This window comes from Acinetobacter sp. WC-743 (genome assembly GCF_000335555.1).
GTDB lineage: Bacteria > Pseudomonadota > Gammaproteobacteria > Pseudomonadales > Moraxellaceae > Acinetobacter > Acinetobacter bereziniae.
The window spans coordinates 132790-149786 of sequence record NZ_AMFQ01000013.1; the positions used below are offsets into that span (position 1 = coordinate 132790).

The following is a 16997-nucleotide window of genomic DNA, read 5'->3' on the forward strand; positions in this document are numbered from 1 at the left end:
GTCGTTATCACAGATCTTGCGTTGACTCTCATAGCATGAAGGCTGATACTCTCAGGGTTAATTTTAAGCAAATCGGTTCGTAGGAGTCGGGTCACAAGCTCGGTTCTCAAAAACACAATCAACAGCAAGGGGCTATATATGGCTGGTGGAAAGTCAACAATCATTTACACACTGACTGACGAGGCGCCACTATTGGCGACTTATTCGCTACTGCCGATCATTGAGACCTTTACTAAGCCAGCTGGCGTAGAGATTGTCAAAACTGATATCTCTGTAGCTGCACGTGTCCTCGCTGAATTCGCGGACTATTTAAGCGATGAACAGAAGGTATCTGACAACCTTGCACAGTTAGGTCGTCTTACTCAAGATCCAGACACTAATATTATCAAACTCCCGAACATCAGTGCTTCTGTTGCTCAGTTAACAGCTTGCATTAAGGAACTTCAGTCTAAGGGTTATGCAATCCCTGATTATCCTGAAAATCCGACTACTGAAGAAGAAAAAGCAATCAAGACCCGTTATAGCAAATGTCTTGGTTCAGCAGTAAACCCAGTATTGCGTGAAGGTAACTCTGACCGCCGTGCGCCTGCTGCTGTTAAAAACTATGCGAAAAAACACCCGCACTCTATGGGTGAGTGGAAACAGTGGTCGCAAACTCATGTTTCTCACATGGATGAAGGTGATTTCTACCACGGTGAAAAGTCAATGACACTTGACCGTGCGCGCAATGTGAAAATGGAATTAATTACAACAACAGGCGAAACCATTGTACTTAAGCCAAAAGTTGCACTTCAAGATGGTGAAGTGATTGATTCAATGTTCATGAGCAAGAAAGCACTGTGTGATTTCTATGAAAAAGAACTTGAAGATTGCCGTGAAGCAGGGATTCTGTTCTCTTTACACGTAAAAGCAACCATGATGAAAGTTTCACATCCGATCGTATTCGGTCACTGTGTGAAAATTTATTACAAAGATGCTTTTGAAAAACACGGTAAATTGTTTGATGAGCTCGGCATCAACGTGAATAACGGTATGGCGGGTCTATACGAAAAAATCGCGACTTTACCAACATCTCTACGTGAAGAAATCATTGAAGATCTTCATGCTTGCCAAGAACACCGTCCTGCATTGGCAATGGTGGATTCTGCAAAGGGCATCACAAACTTCCATTCACCAAATGATGTCATTGTTGATGCGTCAATGCCTGCCATGATCCGTGGTGGTGGTAAAATGTGGGGTGCTGATGGCAAACCTTATGACTGTAAAGCAGTAATGCCTGAATCTACTTTTGCCCGTATTTACCAAGAAATGATTAATTTCTGCAAATGGAATGGTAATTTTGACCCACGTACGATGGGTACTGTGCCAAACGTTGGTTTGATGGCACAAAAAGCTGAAGAATATGGTTCTCATGACAAAACTTTCGAAGTTTCAGCTGCGGGTGTTGCAAACATCACTGACCTAGAAACAGGTGAAGTTTTAATGTCTCAAAACGTTGAGGAAGGCGATATCTGGCGTATGTGTCAGGTAAAAGATGCACCGATTCGTGACTGGGTAAAACTTGCCGTAACTCGTGCACGTAACTCTGGCATGCCGGCAATTTTCTGGCTTGACCCATACCGTCCACATGAAAACGAATTGATCAAGAAAGTACAAAAATACTTGAAAGAGCATGATACAACGGGTCTTGATATTCAAATCATGTCTCAAGTCCGTGCGATGCGTTATACACTTGAGCGTGTTGCGCGTGGTTTGGATACGATTTCTGTAACAGGTAACATCTTACGTGATTACCTCACAGACTTATTCCCAATTATGGAATTGGGTACTTCTGCGAAAATGTTGTCTATCGTTCCATTAATGGCGGGTGGTGGTATGTACGAAACAGGTGCGGGTGGTTCAGCGCCTAAACACGTACAACAACTTGTAGAAGAAAACCATTTGCGTTGGGATTCTCTTGGTGAGTTCTTGGCATTGGCTGTTTCTTTAGAAGAAATGGGTATTAAAGAAGACAATGCACGTGCGAAACTACTTGCGAAGACTTTAGACCAAGCGACTGGCAAGTTGCTCGACAATGACAAATCACCTTCACGTCGTACAGGTGAGTTGGATAATCGTGGTAGCCATTTCTACCTTGCGAAGTTCTGGGCTGAAGCTTTGACTGAACAAGAAGAAGATGCAGAATTAAAAGCAAAATTTGCACCTCTTGCACAAGCGTTAGCGGACAATGAGGAAAAAATCATTGCTGAACTTGCAGCAGTTCAAGGTAAACCAGCAGATATTGGCGGCTACTATGCTGTAGACACAGCCAAAGTTGAAGCTGTAATGCGCCCAAGTGCTACACTGAATGCAGTGCTAGAAAAAATCTAGTAAACCAATCAATTCATAGATAAAAAATCGGTGCTTAGGCACCGATTTTTTTATTTGAGTTTCTTCTTATCTTTATTTAATTTAAATTCAATGTTTTTCAATTAAATACTGCCCCCATACAATCATAAAAAAAGCCCACCAAGGTGAGCTTTAAGCATCATTAAATTTTAACGACCATTACGTCCACGACCACGTGGAGCTTTGGTATTTGGACGTGTAGTTCCATTGGTTTTGCGACGCGGTTTTTCGCTGTCATCCATCTGCCAAATACGTTTGGTTCCAGATTTTTTAGTAGAACCATCTTTGTTCTTACGTACCATCGGTTTTCCGCCAGTACCGCCTGGTTTTTTGACATAAGAACGCGAACGATACGGTTCTTCCGCAGGTACATTTTGAAAATCAGGATAAAGCAATGGTTCGATTTCTTTTGTTTCGCCCGGTTGTAAACCCATCTGAACTAAATCAATTGCACCGATTTTGGTGCGAATCAAACGTAAAGTTGGGAAACCAACAGCAGAGGTCATACGACGCACTTGACGATTACGCCCTTCACAAATCGAAATTTCTACCCATGAGGTAGGGATATTGGCACGGAAACGTACGGGTGGATCACGGTCCCACAACCATTCTGGTTGTTCCACTTTAGCGGCTTGAGCGGGTAAGGTTATACCGTCTTTTAACTCAACACCTTTGCGTAACTGCTCAAGTGCTTCTTCAGTAATATCACCATCGACTTGAACCAAATAGGTCTTAAACTTTTTATTGGTTGGATTGGTAATATACTGATTTAGACCACCATGATCAGTTAAAAAAACTAAACCTTCAGAGTCCATATCAAGACGACCAGCTATACGCAAGCTAGGATCGTCAACGAAGTCAGATATGGTCATATGTGCTTCGTCTTTACGAAATTGGGAGAGGACGTCATAGGGTTTGTTCAGAATGACAATTTTCACTTTAAGCCACTAATATATATAAATAAAATTTTTTGGGTTTGATTTGTTACCCGATTGAATACCCGTTTTGATAAAAATGGGGTGGTTTAGGTTGCAAAAAGCCCAGTTGATTGTGGGCTACTATAACAGATTCAGCTTTGTATTCTTCAACTTTATTTGTCATTCAGCAGGAGGAGTAAAAGAGCACCTGACTTTGATTTTAGATTTTTGAATATTTACAGGGGCGCTGGTTTTCCTTAAAAAATACTGTCTACAGTCATTTAATTGGTTTTTTAATGCATTAAGATTCAAATGAGAGGAGCGTTCTGTGATCTTTATTGATTTATTTTAAGGATCAAAATTTATTGATTTTGTAGAAATAAAAGAAAGCTATGATTTTTATAAAAAATACATTCTAGAAAAGCATTAAATCATGAAACAATGCGTTTTATTAAGTTGAGAAATGTTGTTATTCCTCGTATAAATCTCAAAAAATGATCGAATTCGATTACACTGATCTTGCTAAAAAAGTGGTCGCAAATATTGCTCATAGCGCAATTTTTTTGGATTTACTCACTATAAGAAAATGGAGATCCTGAACAATGGGTTATCAGAAGATCGTAGTACCTGCAGATGGTAGCAAAATTACTGTAAATGCAGATTTGTCACTGAATGTTCCAAACCATCCGATTATTCCTTTTATTGAAGGAGATGGTATTGGTGTGGATATTACACCTGCTATGAAGGCAGTGGTCGATGCCGCAATTCAAAAAGCTTATAGTGGCAAACGTTCGATCGAATGGATGGAAGTTTACTGTGGTGAAAAAGCCAATAAAATTTATGGCACTTATATGCCAGAAGAAACTTTTGAAGCACTCAGAGAATTTGTAGTTTCGATAAAAGGTCCACTCACAACGCCTGTAGGCGGTGGAATTCGCTCACTTAACGTTGCTCTACGTCAAGAATTAGATCTATATGTCTGTGTGCGACCTGTGCGTTGGTTTAAAGGTGTGCCATCACCTGTTCAACATCCCGAACAGACAGATATGGTAATTTTCCGAGAAAATTCAGAAGATATCTATGCAGGTATTGAATGGAAAGCTGACTCCCCAGAAGCAAAAAAAGTGATTAAATATCTTAAAGAAGAAATGGGTGTCACTAAAATCCGTTTTGAAGATAATTGTGGTATTGGGATTAAACCTGTTTCAAAAGAAGGTACCCAACGTTTGGTGCGCAAAGCGATTCAGTTTGCGATTGATAATGATAAGCCGAGTGTAACTTTAGTGCATAAAGGCAATATCATGAAATACACTGAAGGTGCTTTTAAAGAGTGGGGGTATGAACTTGCATTAGATCGCTTTGGTGGTGAACTGATTGATGGTGGACCTTGGGTCAAAATTAAAAATCCAAGAACAGGCAAAGACATTGTTATCAAAGACGTGATTGCCGATGCATTTTTACAGCAAATCTTAATGCGTCCTGCTGACTATTCCGTGATCGCTACTTTAAATTTAAACGGTGACTATATTTCTGACGCACTTGCAGCAGAAGTAGGTGGTATTGGTATTGCGCCGGGTGCAAATATTGGTGGCGCAATTTCTGTATATGAGGCAACACACGGAACAGCACCTAAATATGCAGGACAAGACAAGGTAAATCCGGGGTCTATTATTCTTTCAGCAGAGATGATGCTTCGAGATATGGGGTGGACTGAAGCTGCCGATTTAATTATCAAAGGCGTTTCAGGCGCGATTTCTGCAAAAACTGTTACTTACGATTTTGAGCGTTTAATGCCAGGAGCTACTCTACTTCGTTGTTCAGAGTTCGGGCAAGCGATCATTGAAAATATGGATAATTAATCTAAAGACAACATAATCTAAGGTCTGCCAAGTGCAGACCTTTTTTATCATGGTTCATTATTAACGATGCCCAGCTACAGCAAAATCAAAGCATGACTTTGTTTGTAATGTAAATATTGGCATTGTCTGAGAGGAACATTGCCTGTGTGAATCATTCGAAATTTTTTCAAAATATTAGGTAGTAGCAATAGCTTAATGAGGTAGATTTCCAAACAGGAGGTACGCTTTCTATCTCTTTAAAAAGCTGTACTTTTTTCAATATCTATTTATTTCAAATCGCATACTATAGATACCATATATATCACTATCATTAAATAATTTATATTCATCTTAGAATACAGTTATTTATTTGAAAAATTGCCCAATCATTCATGATTTTATTCAACTTTAGGCGGCTTGTGATTGTACTTCATTTGGATTGCTGTAGACTGAATTTAGATTCTATTCATACGTTAAATTATTATATTTAAAAAGGTTTAGTTCCATGAATACAGAAATAGATCCGTATGTATTGGTTGCACCTGTTCATCAGCTTAATTTTATTCATCAAGACCAACAATGTATTGATAAAAATATCACAGCATCACAAGCTTATCACCTAATGACCAGTACACCACCAAAATGGTTAAAGATTGCTTTTAAAATTCGAGACTTTTTCAGTCTGCATCTGGGTGGTGTACAGCCTATACAAGGTTTTAACTCTCAATCTATGGCACTTGAGCAGGGTGGAAAAGCAGATTTTTTTGATGTTATTCAAGTTTCAGATCATGAACTTTTTTTACAATCAAGCGATAAGCATTTAACTGTATGGGTGGTGCTACAAATTTTTCCCTATAATGAACATAAAAATCAACTTAAAATTTCTACCAGTGTTATTACTTATAATTTTTTTGGGAAAATTTATATGCTTCCCGTTTCTATGGTACATGGTGTGATTGTACGTCGCCTATTGAGAAATTTGAAATAGCATGAAATTTACCACAATGTGAACATGACAAAATGCTGTAAAGATTTGGCAAAAAAAGTCATATTTCCCCCTTTATTGTGACAAAAAAAGCAATAATTAAAAAAACTTCTGTGTAAATAGTAATTTAGCTTAAATGTTGATACTTTGTTAAAACTTAAATGGAGTGTGTGTTGTGAATAAAATCGTGTTGGTTGTTTTAGCTTTAGGGTTTTCTCATCACGTTTTAGCTAAAGAAGTACATAAGTGTGTGGTGAAGGGCTCAGTAACTTATCAGTCTCGACCATGTGCGGGAATGGCTGTACCAAATCCACAACAACAGCTTCAACAGAAGCTAACGCAGCGAACGGCTACACAAAACTCCCAACAAAACGTAAAGTCTCAACCTGAGATGCACAAATATTCTCAACAGCAGCATCTTCAGCGTCATTCGAGTAATGGTACGAGCAATGAAATCCCAGATACAGTTGAAGGAAAGAAGAAGAGTTTAGCAATTGCGCAAGCTGCTTATCAGTCTGCTAAAGATCGATGATTTCTTTGAATTTATGGTTCATGTTTTTTTATATAAGTATTTGATCTTTAAGGTAATGTTTAAAAAGAAAGCTAAACTTGTATCTTGAATAAGCCTTCATGATGAAGTGTTGGTTTTTCAAATTTCGATTTTTCATATATTGAATAAGTTTGTTCTGTTATATTATTACGCCTACTTAAATTTATTGAAAGATTTAAATGTATGTCACAGACAAGTTCGAAGAAGTTTCCTAAAATTTATTTGCTCGCTGCATTGGGATTATTATTTCCAGTTTTTTTAGTGGGGATGGCATTTTTAGCTGCAAAAAGTGATGCAGAAACTCAGCGAGAGTATGATCGAATTCGTCAAGAACATGCAGAACGGATTGAATTACAAAAACAACAGCAAAAATCGCAACAAGACACCACTCAAACAAACCAGAATTCTGCGGCAACATCTTAATTAGATCACAGCAAAAAGTCTTGACCAATAAAAACCGCCATTTGGCGGTTTTTATTTTTTTAACTGAATTATTTGTTTTTGTCTTTTAACTGAGGAACTGCAGAACCCGTACCTACAGCCAATAAGCCTGTATTTGTATAGATGCTGAGTTTTGCACGTGTATCGGTAATATCAAGATTACGCATGGTTAATTGACCAATACGATCAGCAGGGCTAAACATTGAATCACCTTTTTCCATCGTCAAACGCTCAGCTTCATAAGTGAGGTTTTCAGATTCAGTGTTCAAGATGGTGTAGTCATTACCACGACGTAACTCTAAAGTTACTGTACCTGTAATGGCTTTTGCTACCCAACGCTGTGCTGTTTCACGAAGCATTAATGCTTGAGAATCAAACCAACGACCTTGATACAATAAACGTCCTAAACGTAAGCCGTTAATACGATATTGTTCGATAGTGTCTTCATTGTGAATACCAGTAACAAGGCGTTCATATGCAATATGAAGAAGAGCCATCCCTGGAGCTTCGTAAATACCACGAGATTTTGCCTCAATGATACGGTTTTCGATTTGGTCAGACATACCTAGACCATGACGTCCACCAATACGGTTTGCTTCAAGAATAAATTCAACAGGGTCTTCGATACGTTTGCCATTTAATGCAACAGGGAAGCCTTCTTCGAAAGTTACAGAAACTTCTTCAGCTTCAACTTTTACGTCATCTTTCCAGAACGCAACGCCCATAATTGGATCAACGATTTTGATACCGGCATTGAGATATTCAAGATCTTTAGCTTCATGTGTCGCACCTAACATATTTGAATCTGTTGAATAGGCTTTCTCTTTCGACATTTTGTAATCAAAACCATTGTCGATTAAGAATTGTGACATTTCAGCACGACCACCCAACTCATCAATAAACTGTTGGTCTAACCACGGCTTATAGATTTTAAGTGCAGGATTAGTCAACAAACCATAACGGTAGAAACGTTCAATATCGTTCCCTTTGTAAGTTGATCCATCACCCCAAATATTTACGTCATCTTCTTTCATTGCGGTAACAAGCATTGTCCCTGTTACTGCACGACCTAAAGGTGTGGTGTTGAAGTAAGGAACACCACCAGTACTGATATGAAATGCGCCACACTGAATCGCAGCAATACCTTCTAATGCAAGTTGTAAGCGGCAGTCCACTAAGCGTGCTTTAACAGCGCCGTAGTTTTCAGCTTTACGCGGAATTGCATCGTAGTCATCTTCATCAGGTTGCCCTAAGTTTGCTGTATAAGCATAAGGTTCTGCGCCTTTTTGCTTCATCCACAATAAAGCTGCTGAAGTATCTAGACCACCAGAAAAAGCGATACCCACTTTTTTGCCTACTGGTACATTCTGCAAGATCGTTGCATTGTCAGTCATTGCTCGTCCTAACTATTTCGAAAGAGGCACCACATACACGGGTGGCCATTGAGAATTTTATAAACGCGGTATTGTAGCACTTTTTCGGTCAATGTTTTATGGGATTTAAATGTTATCATTGAAAAAAATAGCAATTTATGCAGTTAAAGTAATCTACTTAAATTCCGGTTCGTACCGCTTTTGAAATTATTGAGATAATTCAAAATTCAGATCAACTGGATTTTTAGATGTACTGTTTGCTTTGGCTTATATGGTTAATTTTTTGGAAAACTCATACAGTAAAATTAATTTTAATTAATTAATAAAATCAACAGAATATATCTATTTTTTTAATTTAACAAAAGTCAGAATCCATTCATGAAGCGAAAATAAGTCTGACTTATGATTTTTTAAAGCTGATCATTCAAGCCAATAAATTGCTTTTCAATTGGGGTAAAGACATGCTCACTTCGAGCAATTAAATAAAATCCTATATCTCGATATTGTTCAGGTGTTTCACGGTAATACTCAATATTAAATTTTTTGATCAGTGATTTTGCGATCATTGAAATTCCCATACCCAATTGAGTGAAATTCACTAGCGCTTCATGATCATAAATATGGGTGAGCTCACCCTTTGTTAAGTTGTAGTCCGTATAAATATGATCTAAGGTTGTGGCATAACAACATTCTTCTGAAGCCAACAGAATATTTTGGTGATTGAGACAATCCTCAAGATTCTCATGGTTAATAACACTTTTACCAATGATGACCAGTTGATCTTCTGCCTTTTGGATGTACTGTATGTTTTTCTGTTTGGGATGCCCAAGTACATAACCGATATCTAAATTGCCTGATAAAATTTCATCTTCGATGTAGCCTGTTGCACCGGTTTTCATCGTAATTGAAAGCTCTGGATAGGTTTCATAAAGTTGGCTAAAAGACGGGTAGAAGCGCATGCCTCCTAAGCTTGTATTGGTACCAAAACGAAGATATTTTTCTTGTTGATAAATTTTATTTTCTGTTTCTTCCCAAGTGAAGATCATCTTTTTGTATTGTTGATAGAGGTTCATACCAGACTCTGTCAGTTCAACCCCCTTAGGTTTACGGATAAATAACTGACGTTTGTAGTGGTTTTCAATTTTTTTAATTTTTGCGGTCATATTTGACTGCAAATAGTTAAGTTTGTGGGCAGCAGCAGAAATACTCTTCATTTCGGCAACCGTTACAAATGACTTAATATCTCCGATGTCGATATTCATGACAATTCCTCAAACCTATTTGCTTTTAATAACAATCTTAAATTTTCAGGTGTATTAAAAAAAATGATGGATATATTAAAACATAGCATTATTCATGATGTCATTTATTTTTTAAACTAAGTCTACTTTCCATCTGTATGAGTACAGCAAATGAATCTTAGAGTAATGGGTGCAATCGTTTTGTTGTGTCTCGTTTGGGGATCATTGTGGGGACTGGTCAAACATAGTTTGCAGGTTTTTCCTCCATTTTTATTTATTTCTACACGGTTGATTTTAGCTGCCTTGACTTTGATGTTGGTTCAACGTTTATTGCGTAAATCTATTTTTCCACAAAGAGGAGAATGGAAAAAACTGATGATTTCAAGCGTGATGATTTGTATTGGTTTTTATGCAACTCAAACTTTTGCCATGCAATTTGTAGATTCAGGCTTATCTGCGGTTTTGGTGTTTACTATGCCAATTTTTATTGGTGTGCTGGCACATTATGTACTCAAAGAACGTTTAAATACCCAGAAAATGCTTGGACTGATTTTAGGTACTTTGGGGCTAGTCGCAATTCTTTGGCCACAATTGCATGATTTACATTTCAACTTATCTTTGATTGGACAGGCTTTCTTGATTTTATCGGGCTTCTTCTGGGCACTGACAACCGTCTATATCAAACAGAATTTTGCCACTTATGATAAAATGAAACTGACCATTTGGCAGTTGTTAATCGGTGGTTTTGTAATTCTAATCGGTGCTGTTATTTTTGAGCCTATTGATGTGCATGTATGGATAAACCCACTCAATGACTCGATGTTGTTTTACATTGCTGTGGTTGGAACAGGGTTTGCTTTTGCGCTCTGGAATTGGATTGTGAGTCAGGTGGATACTTTTGTGGCATCAATTTCGATTATGTGTATTCCTATTTTAAGCTTATTTTTTGGCTATATGCTTTGGCATGAACCGATTACTTTGAATATCTTGATTGGTGCGGCATTTATTTGTACAGGTATTATGATGAGTTCTTTAAAGATTCAAATGAAAAAGAAGGTCGTTACACCTTTGAATTGTGAGCATCGCTAAAGTAGAGCAAAGGAATTTATATTCATAATAATTTCTGTATCGTATCAATCCACAAAATCAGTAAAACTTTACTGATTTTGTTTTTTATATGATCTATAACATGCATCAAAATTTTAAATTTTTAAAATGATCAGACCAATAATGAAAGTGTGTGATTAATATCGTAATAAAAATATGTTTTGATATTGGTTAAAATTTGCTTTTTAAATATCATTTTAGACTAAAGTCGTATAAAAATAATAAAGCATTGAAAAAAACTTTTAAAAACAAAACTTTTAAAAATCTGTTTGTCTAAGAAATGAGAAAATATGCAATTAAAATAATAAAAATACTCTTAAAATTGGTCATACCATTTTATGAATAATTGGGTAACTATTGATCTTTAAATCAGCAAAAATTACTATAAAGTAAAAATACGCGTTATTTTTTTTGTTTTTAACTTTATATTGGTCATACCAATTATTGAGAAATAAATGGGTGATTTTATCAAACTCGACGTTCTGGCAAGCATTTCAAGGAGATGACAATGCTTCAACATTGGCAACAGATTTATGATCCAATGGGTAATATCTGGGTATCCAGTGCCATTGCACTCATTCCAATTATATTTTTCTTTTTGGCCCTAGCTGTATTCCGCATGAAAGGAAGTGTTGCGGGGACAATTACAGTCATATTGGCATTATTGGTTTCTTTATTTGCTTATCAAATGCCTACCATGATGGCATTGGCATCTATGGTTTATGGCTTTTTCTATGGCTTGTGGCCAATTGCATGGATCATTATTGGCGCAGTATTCCTGTACAAAATTTCGGTTAAAACAGGGCAGTTCGATATTATTCGTTCTTCGATTCTATCGATTACAGAAGATCAGCGTTTACAAATGCTGTTTGTCGGTTTTGCTTTTGGCACTTTCTTAGAAGGGGCGGCTGGTTTTGGTGCACCTGTGGCAATTACCGCAGCATTGTTGGTCGGGCTTGGGTTTAAACCACTGTATGCTGCTGGTCTGTGTTTGATTGTAAACACGGCGCCTGTTGCATTTGGTGCTATGGGAATTCCAATTATTGTTGCTGGTCAAGTCTCAGGTGTTGAAACACATGAAATCAGTCAGATGGTCGGACGCCAGTTGCCATTTATGGTACCCATTGTACTGTTCTGGATTATGGCGATCATGGACGGATGGCGTGGTGTTAAAGAAACTTGGCCTGCGGTGATTGTTGGTGGTGGTGCATTTGCGATCGCTCAGTATTTAACGTCAAACTTTGTTGGTCCTGAATTGCCAGATATTACCGCATCTATTGCATCTTTGATTTCACTTACGATTTTATTGAAGTATTGGCAGCCTAAACATATCTTCCGCTTTGCCAATGAAGATGCCAGCATGAATGAAAATCTGGCTGAGCAAAAACAGCAAAAATATACCCTTGCTCAAATTGCGAAAGCTTGGTCGCCATTTGCCATTCTGACAGTCATGGTAACAATCTGGAGTGTAAAACCATTCAAAGACTTGTTTACCAAAGATGGTGCATTGCATGATTTGGTGATTTCAATCAAAGTGCCTTTCTTGCACCAAATGGTGCAAAAGATGCCGCCAGTGGTATCTGAAATCAAAGATTATGATGCGATTTATAAGTTTGATTGGTTTTCAGCAACAGGGACAGCCATTATTTTTGCTGCAATCATCACCATCATTTTCTTAAAAATGAAGCCTAAAGAAGCTGTAGTCACTTTTGGTGAAACAATTAATGAATTAAAAATTCCAATTTATTCGATTGGTATGGTATTGGCTTTTGCTTTTATCGCTAATTATTCAGGGATGTCTGCAACCTTGGCTTTGGCATTGGCACATACAGGGCAAGCATTTACTTTCTTCTCGCCATTCTTAGGCTGGTTAGGGGTGTTCCTGACGGGCTCGGATACTTCAGCCAACGCATTATTTGGTGCATTACAGGCAACCACGGCACAACAAATTGGAGTGCCAGAAGTATTGCTTGTCGCAGCGAATACCAGTGGTGGTGTGACCGGAAAAATGATCTCTCCTCAATCGATTGCAATTGCCTGCGCAGCGGTCGGGCTTGTTGGTAAAGAATCAGATCTGTTCCGTTTTACCGTGAAACACAGTATAACGTTTACAGTAATGATCGGTATTATTATTACCCTACAAGCTTATGTGTTCCCATGGATGATTCCATGATACTCAGCGACACTGAACCAATGCAATATTAAGGAAAGCAGATGAAAGTCTCCGACAAAGTGGTCCATAGCCTACGCATGTTAATCGCAGAAAAAAACATGCAAGTCGGAGAACGATTGCCTGCTGAACGAAAGTTGTGTGAACAACTCGGTGTATCCCGTTCTTCTTTAAGAGAAGCGATTTCGCAATTGACCAGTATGGGTATGCTGGTCAGTAAAGTAGGTGCGGGAACGTATTTGCAACAAATCCCTGTGAACTGGTCGCAAAACCAGATTGTTAGCCCGTTAAGTAATTTAATTGATCAAGACCCTGCCTATCGTTTTGATGTGCAAGAAGCACGAACAATTCTTGAGGGTGGCTCGGCTTGGTATGCAGCACAACGTGCAACAACAGAAGATCTGGCTTTGATCCGTAAATATTATGACCAGATTTCATACTTTCAGTCATTAGGGGATGATGAACAAGCTTCATTGGCAGATGCTAAATTTCATTTGGCGATTGCTGAGGCATCGCACAATTTAGTTTTGATTCAGATGATGCGGGGCGTGTTCGATTTGTTGCAATTTAACGTATTACTGGGCAGACGTAAGGTTTACTCAGAAACACATCGATTTGATCAATTGCATGATCAGCATTTTAGAGTGATGGATGCAATTGAACGTCATGATCCAGATGCTGCAAGAGATGCAGTATGTGGACATATAGAATTTGTAGTGCAGCAAGTACGGATGATTGATGAAGAAGAAGCTCGTCGTCAACGTGCAAGCCGATTAAACAGGATATGAACATGATTATTTCTTCTGCAAATGACTATCGTGAAGCAGCGAGACGTCGTTTACCTCCATTTTTATTTCATTACATTGATGGCGGTGCATATGCTGAATATACACTGAAGCGCAATGTAGAAGATTTATCAAAAATCGCTTTGAGACAGCGTGTTTTAAATGATATGTCTCAGTTAAGTCTAGAAACAAAGTTATTTGATGAAACTTTATCAATGCCCGTCGCATTATCTCCTGTCGGCTTAACGGGGATGTATGCACGCCGTGGTGAAGTGCAGGCTGCAGTTGCAGCAGATAAAAAAGGCATTCCATTTACTTTATCTACAGTTTCAGTCTGCCCAATTGAAGAAGTTGCCCCAGCAATTGGTCGTCCGATGTGGTTTCAGCTGTATGTTTTGCGTGACCGTGGCTTTATGAAAAATGCCTTGGAACGTGCTAAAGCAGCAGGTTGCTCAACTTTAGTGTTTACTGTCGATATGCCTGTACCGGGTGCACGTTATCGCGATGCACATTCAGGGATGAGTGGTCCGAATGCAGCAATGCGTCGTTATATGCAGTCTTGTTTCCATCCACATTGGGCTTGGAACGTGGGCTTACTGGGTCGTCCGCATGATTTGGGGAATATTTCCAAATATTTAGGCAAACCGACTGGACTCGAAGACTACATCGGTTGGCTGGGCAATAACTTTGATCCCTCTATTTCGTGGAAAGATTTAGAATGGATTCGTGAGTTTTGGGATGGTCCGATGGTGATTAAGGGCATCCTTGATCCAGAAGACGCTAAAGATGCAGTACGTTTCGGCGCAGATGGTATTGTGGTTTCTAATCATGGTGGTCGTCAACTCGATGGTGTGTTGTCATCAGCACGCGCCCTTCCTCCAATTGCGGATGCTGTGAAAGGCGATATTAAGATTCTGGCAGATTCGGGTATTCGTAATGGTTTAGATGTTGTGCGAATGCTCGCACTTGGCGCTGATACGTGTATGTTAGGACGTGCATTTGTCTATGCCTTAGGTGCCGCAGGTGGTGCTGGTGTATCAAACCTACTTGATTTAATTGATAAAGAAATGCGTGTTGCGATGACATTGACGGGTGCCAAAACCATTGCTGACATTACTTCTGATTGTTTAGTCAAACTAGATCAAGCACTGATTGATTAATATATTTTTGAGGTTGAGCAAATATCCATCAAGCTATCGAATTTGCTTGCCTAAATATTAGCTGTGAGCGTTGAAGCCAAACGTTTTGAGCAGTTGATATTTCTAAAAGATGAAACTAAAAAATATTGACCAAGTTTTGCGGATGACTTTGGTTTGATCTATCTTTTTAAATTGAGATACATTAAATCGAAAGCTTTCCATAGTCGCAATTACATTGAAATAATGTCGCTGCAATGAATGCTGAACTTATTTGTTGAGTCAGCATTCATAGATAGGATAGGGAAAATGCAATCGAATTTTGATTCACAGCAAACCATTCAGCAATTGATTCAAATTGTTGGTCAACAGCATGTTTTGACCCAAGATCATGAGACACGCCTCTACCGTCAAGGGCGTCGATACGGTTCAGGCAAAGTACTTGCTGTTGTTGTTCCAGGAACTTTATTCGAACAATGGCAAGTGTTACAAGCTGCTGTCAATGCCGATTGCATCGTGATTATGCAAGCTGCCAATACTGGATTGACTGGTGGTTCAACGCCATTTGGTGATGATTATGATCGTCCCGTGGTTTTAATGAGTACGCGCCGTTTGGCTGGCATTCAGGTCATTAATCAAGGTCAACAAGTCATTTGTTTGCCAGGGGCAACATTAGATCGTTTGGAAAAAGAATTAGCTCCATTTAATCGTGAACCACACTCTGTGATTGGTTCATCATGTATCGGAGCATCAGTTTTAGGCGGGATCTGTAATAACTCTGGCGGTGCACTTGTTCGTCGTGGACCTGCCTATACCGAGTTAGCACTCTATGCGCGTGTCAATGATTCAGGTGAGTTGGAGTTGGTCAATCACTTGGGAGTTCATTTGGGTGAAACTCCAGAGGAAATTTTAACCAAGCTCGAAAGTAAAAATTATCAAATCAATGACATTGTAAATAATCCGAGTTGTTGTGCCTCTGATCATCGTTATGCGCATGATGTGAAACAGGTTGATGAAGCTACGCCTGCACGATTTAATGCGGACCCATCACGTTTGTTCGAAGCTTCAGGTTCAGCAGGTAAAGTCTGTGTATTTGCAGTACGACTAGACACCTTTGAGAAAATACCAAGTCAGGTCTTTTATGTTGGGACAAACTCACATGATGATCTCACCGAAATTCGTCGTTTTTTACTGAAAGATTTACCTAGACTGCCGATTGCTGGTGAGTATATTCATCGTGTTGCCTATGATATTGGTGCTGAATACGGCAAAGATACGTTTATGTTTATCGAAAAATTAGGTACAGCAAAAGTACCTGCAGCATTTGCGATGAAGGATAAAGTCGATGGTTATCTGGAGAAAATTGGTTTACGTAATTTGTCCGATAAAATTTTGCAAATAGTGACCAAACTCTTACCGAATCATTTGCCTAAGCGCATGAATGAGTTTCGTGATTTATATGAACATCATTTGATGATTCGTATCGAAAATCAAGACGTCGAGCAAGTTGAAGCTTTTTTACATGACTACTTTCAACAGCATTCTTTAGGTAGCTTCTTCCGTTGTACGGAGGAAGAAGGGCGCAAAGCATTTCTACACCGTTTTGCCGTTGCAGGTGCGGCAATTCGCTATCGAGATACACACCGTTCAGAAGTGGAGGATATTGTTGCTTTAGACATTGCACTACGTCGTAATGATCGGGAGTGGGTGGAAACCTTACCCAAAGCGATGGATGATTTAATCATTCATAAGTTGTATTACGGACATTTTCTCTGTCATGTATTTCATCAAGACTATATTGTAAAAAAAGGTGTTGATCCTTTGGCAATGGAACATCAAATGTGGCATTTGTTGGATGATCGTGGAGCTGAATATCCCGCAGAACATAATGTAGGGCATCTCTATGTGGCTAAACCAAGTTTAAAAAATCATTATCAAAAACTTGATCCAACCAATAGTTTTAATGTGGGTATTGGGCAAACCAGTAAATTGAAATATTGGAAATAAAATTGGGAAATTAATTTTACAATTCGCAATAGATTAAAATTTTTTCAAAAAAAGTTGTT

Annotated in this window: 13 protein-coding genes; 10 read left to right on the plus strand and 3 right to left on the minus strand. The window is 38.6% G+C overall.

Features of this window, described 5'->3' with window-relative positions; all coding sequences use genetic code 11:
• The first annotated feature begins 138 nt into the window (after window positions 1–138).
• Window positions 139–2370: an NADP-dependent isocitrate dehydrogenase gene (locus ACINWC743_RS02335; protein WP_004829177.1), complete on the plus strand. Its 2232-nt coding sequence runs from the start codon at window positions 139–141 to the stop codon at window positions 2368–2370.
• A 167-nt stretch (window positions 2371–2537) separates the two neighbouring features.
• Here ACINWC743_RS02335 and ACINWC743_RS02340 read toward each other — a convergent pair whose 3' ends face one another.
• Window positions 2538–3326: an rRNA large subunit pseudouridine synthase E gene (locus ACINWC743_RS02340; RefSeq protein ID WP_004829176.1), complete on the minus strand. Its 789-nt coding sequence runs from the start codon at window positions 3324–3326 to the stop codon at window positions 2538–2540.
• Window positions 3327–3907: 581 nt separating this feature from the next.
• Between ACINWC743_RS02340 and icd the strand changes: the two genes are divergently transcribed.
• The 4 genes from icd (at window position 3908) to ACINWC743_RS02360 (ending at window position 7101) form a co-directional block, all read left to right on the plus strand.
• Entirely contained in the window at window positions 3908–5164 is a 1257-nt protein-coding gene (icd, locus tag ACINWC743_RS02345) for an NADP-dependent isocitrate dehydrogenase (protein ID WP_009584203.1), read from the plus strand.
• 484 nt (window positions 5165–5648) lie between these two features.
• Window positions 5649–6131: a DUF2867 domain-containing protein gene (locus ACINWC743_RS02350; RefSeq protein ID WP_009584176.1), complete on the plus strand. Its 483-nt coding sequence runs from the start codon at window positions 5649–5651 to the stop codon at window positions 6129–6131.
• Window positions 6132–6303: 172 nt separating this feature from the next.
• Window positions 6304–6660: a hypothetical protein gene (locus ACINWC743_RS02355; RefSeq protein ID WP_009584184.1), complete on the plus strand. Its 357-nt coding sequence runs from the start codon at window positions 6304–6306 to the stop codon at window positions 6658–6660.
• Window positions 6661–6861: 201 nt separating this feature from the next.
• Window positions 6862–7101, plus strand: a complete 240-nt coding sequence (locus ACINWC743_RS02360) for a hypothetical protein (protein WP_009584119.1) — start codon at window positions 6862–6864, stop codon at window positions 7099–7101.
• Window positions 7102–7169: 68 nt separating this feature from the next.
• Here the strand turns inward: ACINWC743_RS02360 and argG are convergent, their stop codons facing one another.
• On the minus strand, window positions 7170–8513 hold the full coding sequence (argG, locus tag ACINWC743_RS02365) for an argininosuccinate synthase (RefSeq protein ID WP_005032700.1): 1344 nt from the start codon (window positions 8511–8513) through the stop codon (window positions 7170–7172).
• A 389-nt stretch (window positions 8514–8902) separates the two neighbouring features.
• Window positions 8903–9754 (minus strand): LysR family transcriptional regulator, encoded by an 852-nt coding sequence (locus tag ACINWC743_RS02370; RefSeq protein ID WP_004829163.1) that lies wholly within the window; start codon window positions 9752–9754, stop codon window positions 8903–8905.
• A gap of 150 nt (window positions 9755–9904) precedes the next feature.
• Between ACINWC743_RS02370 and ACINWC743_RS02375 the strand changes: the two genes are divergently transcribed.
• The 5 genes from ACINWC743_RS02375 to dld all read left to right on the plus strand — a co-directional run bounded on the left by ACINWC743_RS02375 (window position 9905) and on the right by dld (window position 16938).
• On the plus strand, window positions 9905–10822 hold the full coding sequence (locus tag ACINWC743_RS02375; protein ID WP_035300047.1) for a DMT family transporter: 918 nt from the start codon (window positions 9905–9907) through the stop codon (window positions 10820–10822).
• A gap of 520 nt (window positions 10823–11342) precedes the next feature.
• Window positions 11343–13013, plus strand: coding sequence for an L-lactate permease (lldP, locus tag ACINWC743_RS02380; RefSeq protein ID WP_171064853.1), 1671 nt, complete (start codon window positions 11343–11345; stop codon window positions 13011–13013).
• Window positions 13014–13054: 41 nt separating this feature from the next.
• The gene (gene lldR, locus ACINWC743_RS02385; protein ID WP_004829158.1) at window positions 13055–13798 is read left to right on the plus strand and encodes a transcriptional regulator LldR; all 744 of its coding nucleotides are present in this window, start codon (window positions 13055–13057) and stop codon (window positions 13796–13798) included.
• Between the two features lie 2 nt (window positions 13799–13800).
• Window positions 13801–14955, plus strand: coding sequence for an FMN-dependent L-lactate dehydrogenase LldD (lldD, locus tag ACINWC743_RS02390; protein ID WP_009584209.1), 1155 nt, complete (start codon window positions 13801–13803; stop codon window positions 14953–14955).
• Between the two features lie 285 nt (window positions 14956–15240).
• Window positions 15241–16938, plus strand: a complete 1698-nt coding sequence (dld, locus tag ACINWC743_RS02395; RefSeq protein WP_009584218.1) for a D-lactate dehydrogenase — start codon at window positions 15241–15243, stop codon at window positions 16936–16938.
• Window positions 16939–16997: the final 59 nt, after the last annotated feature.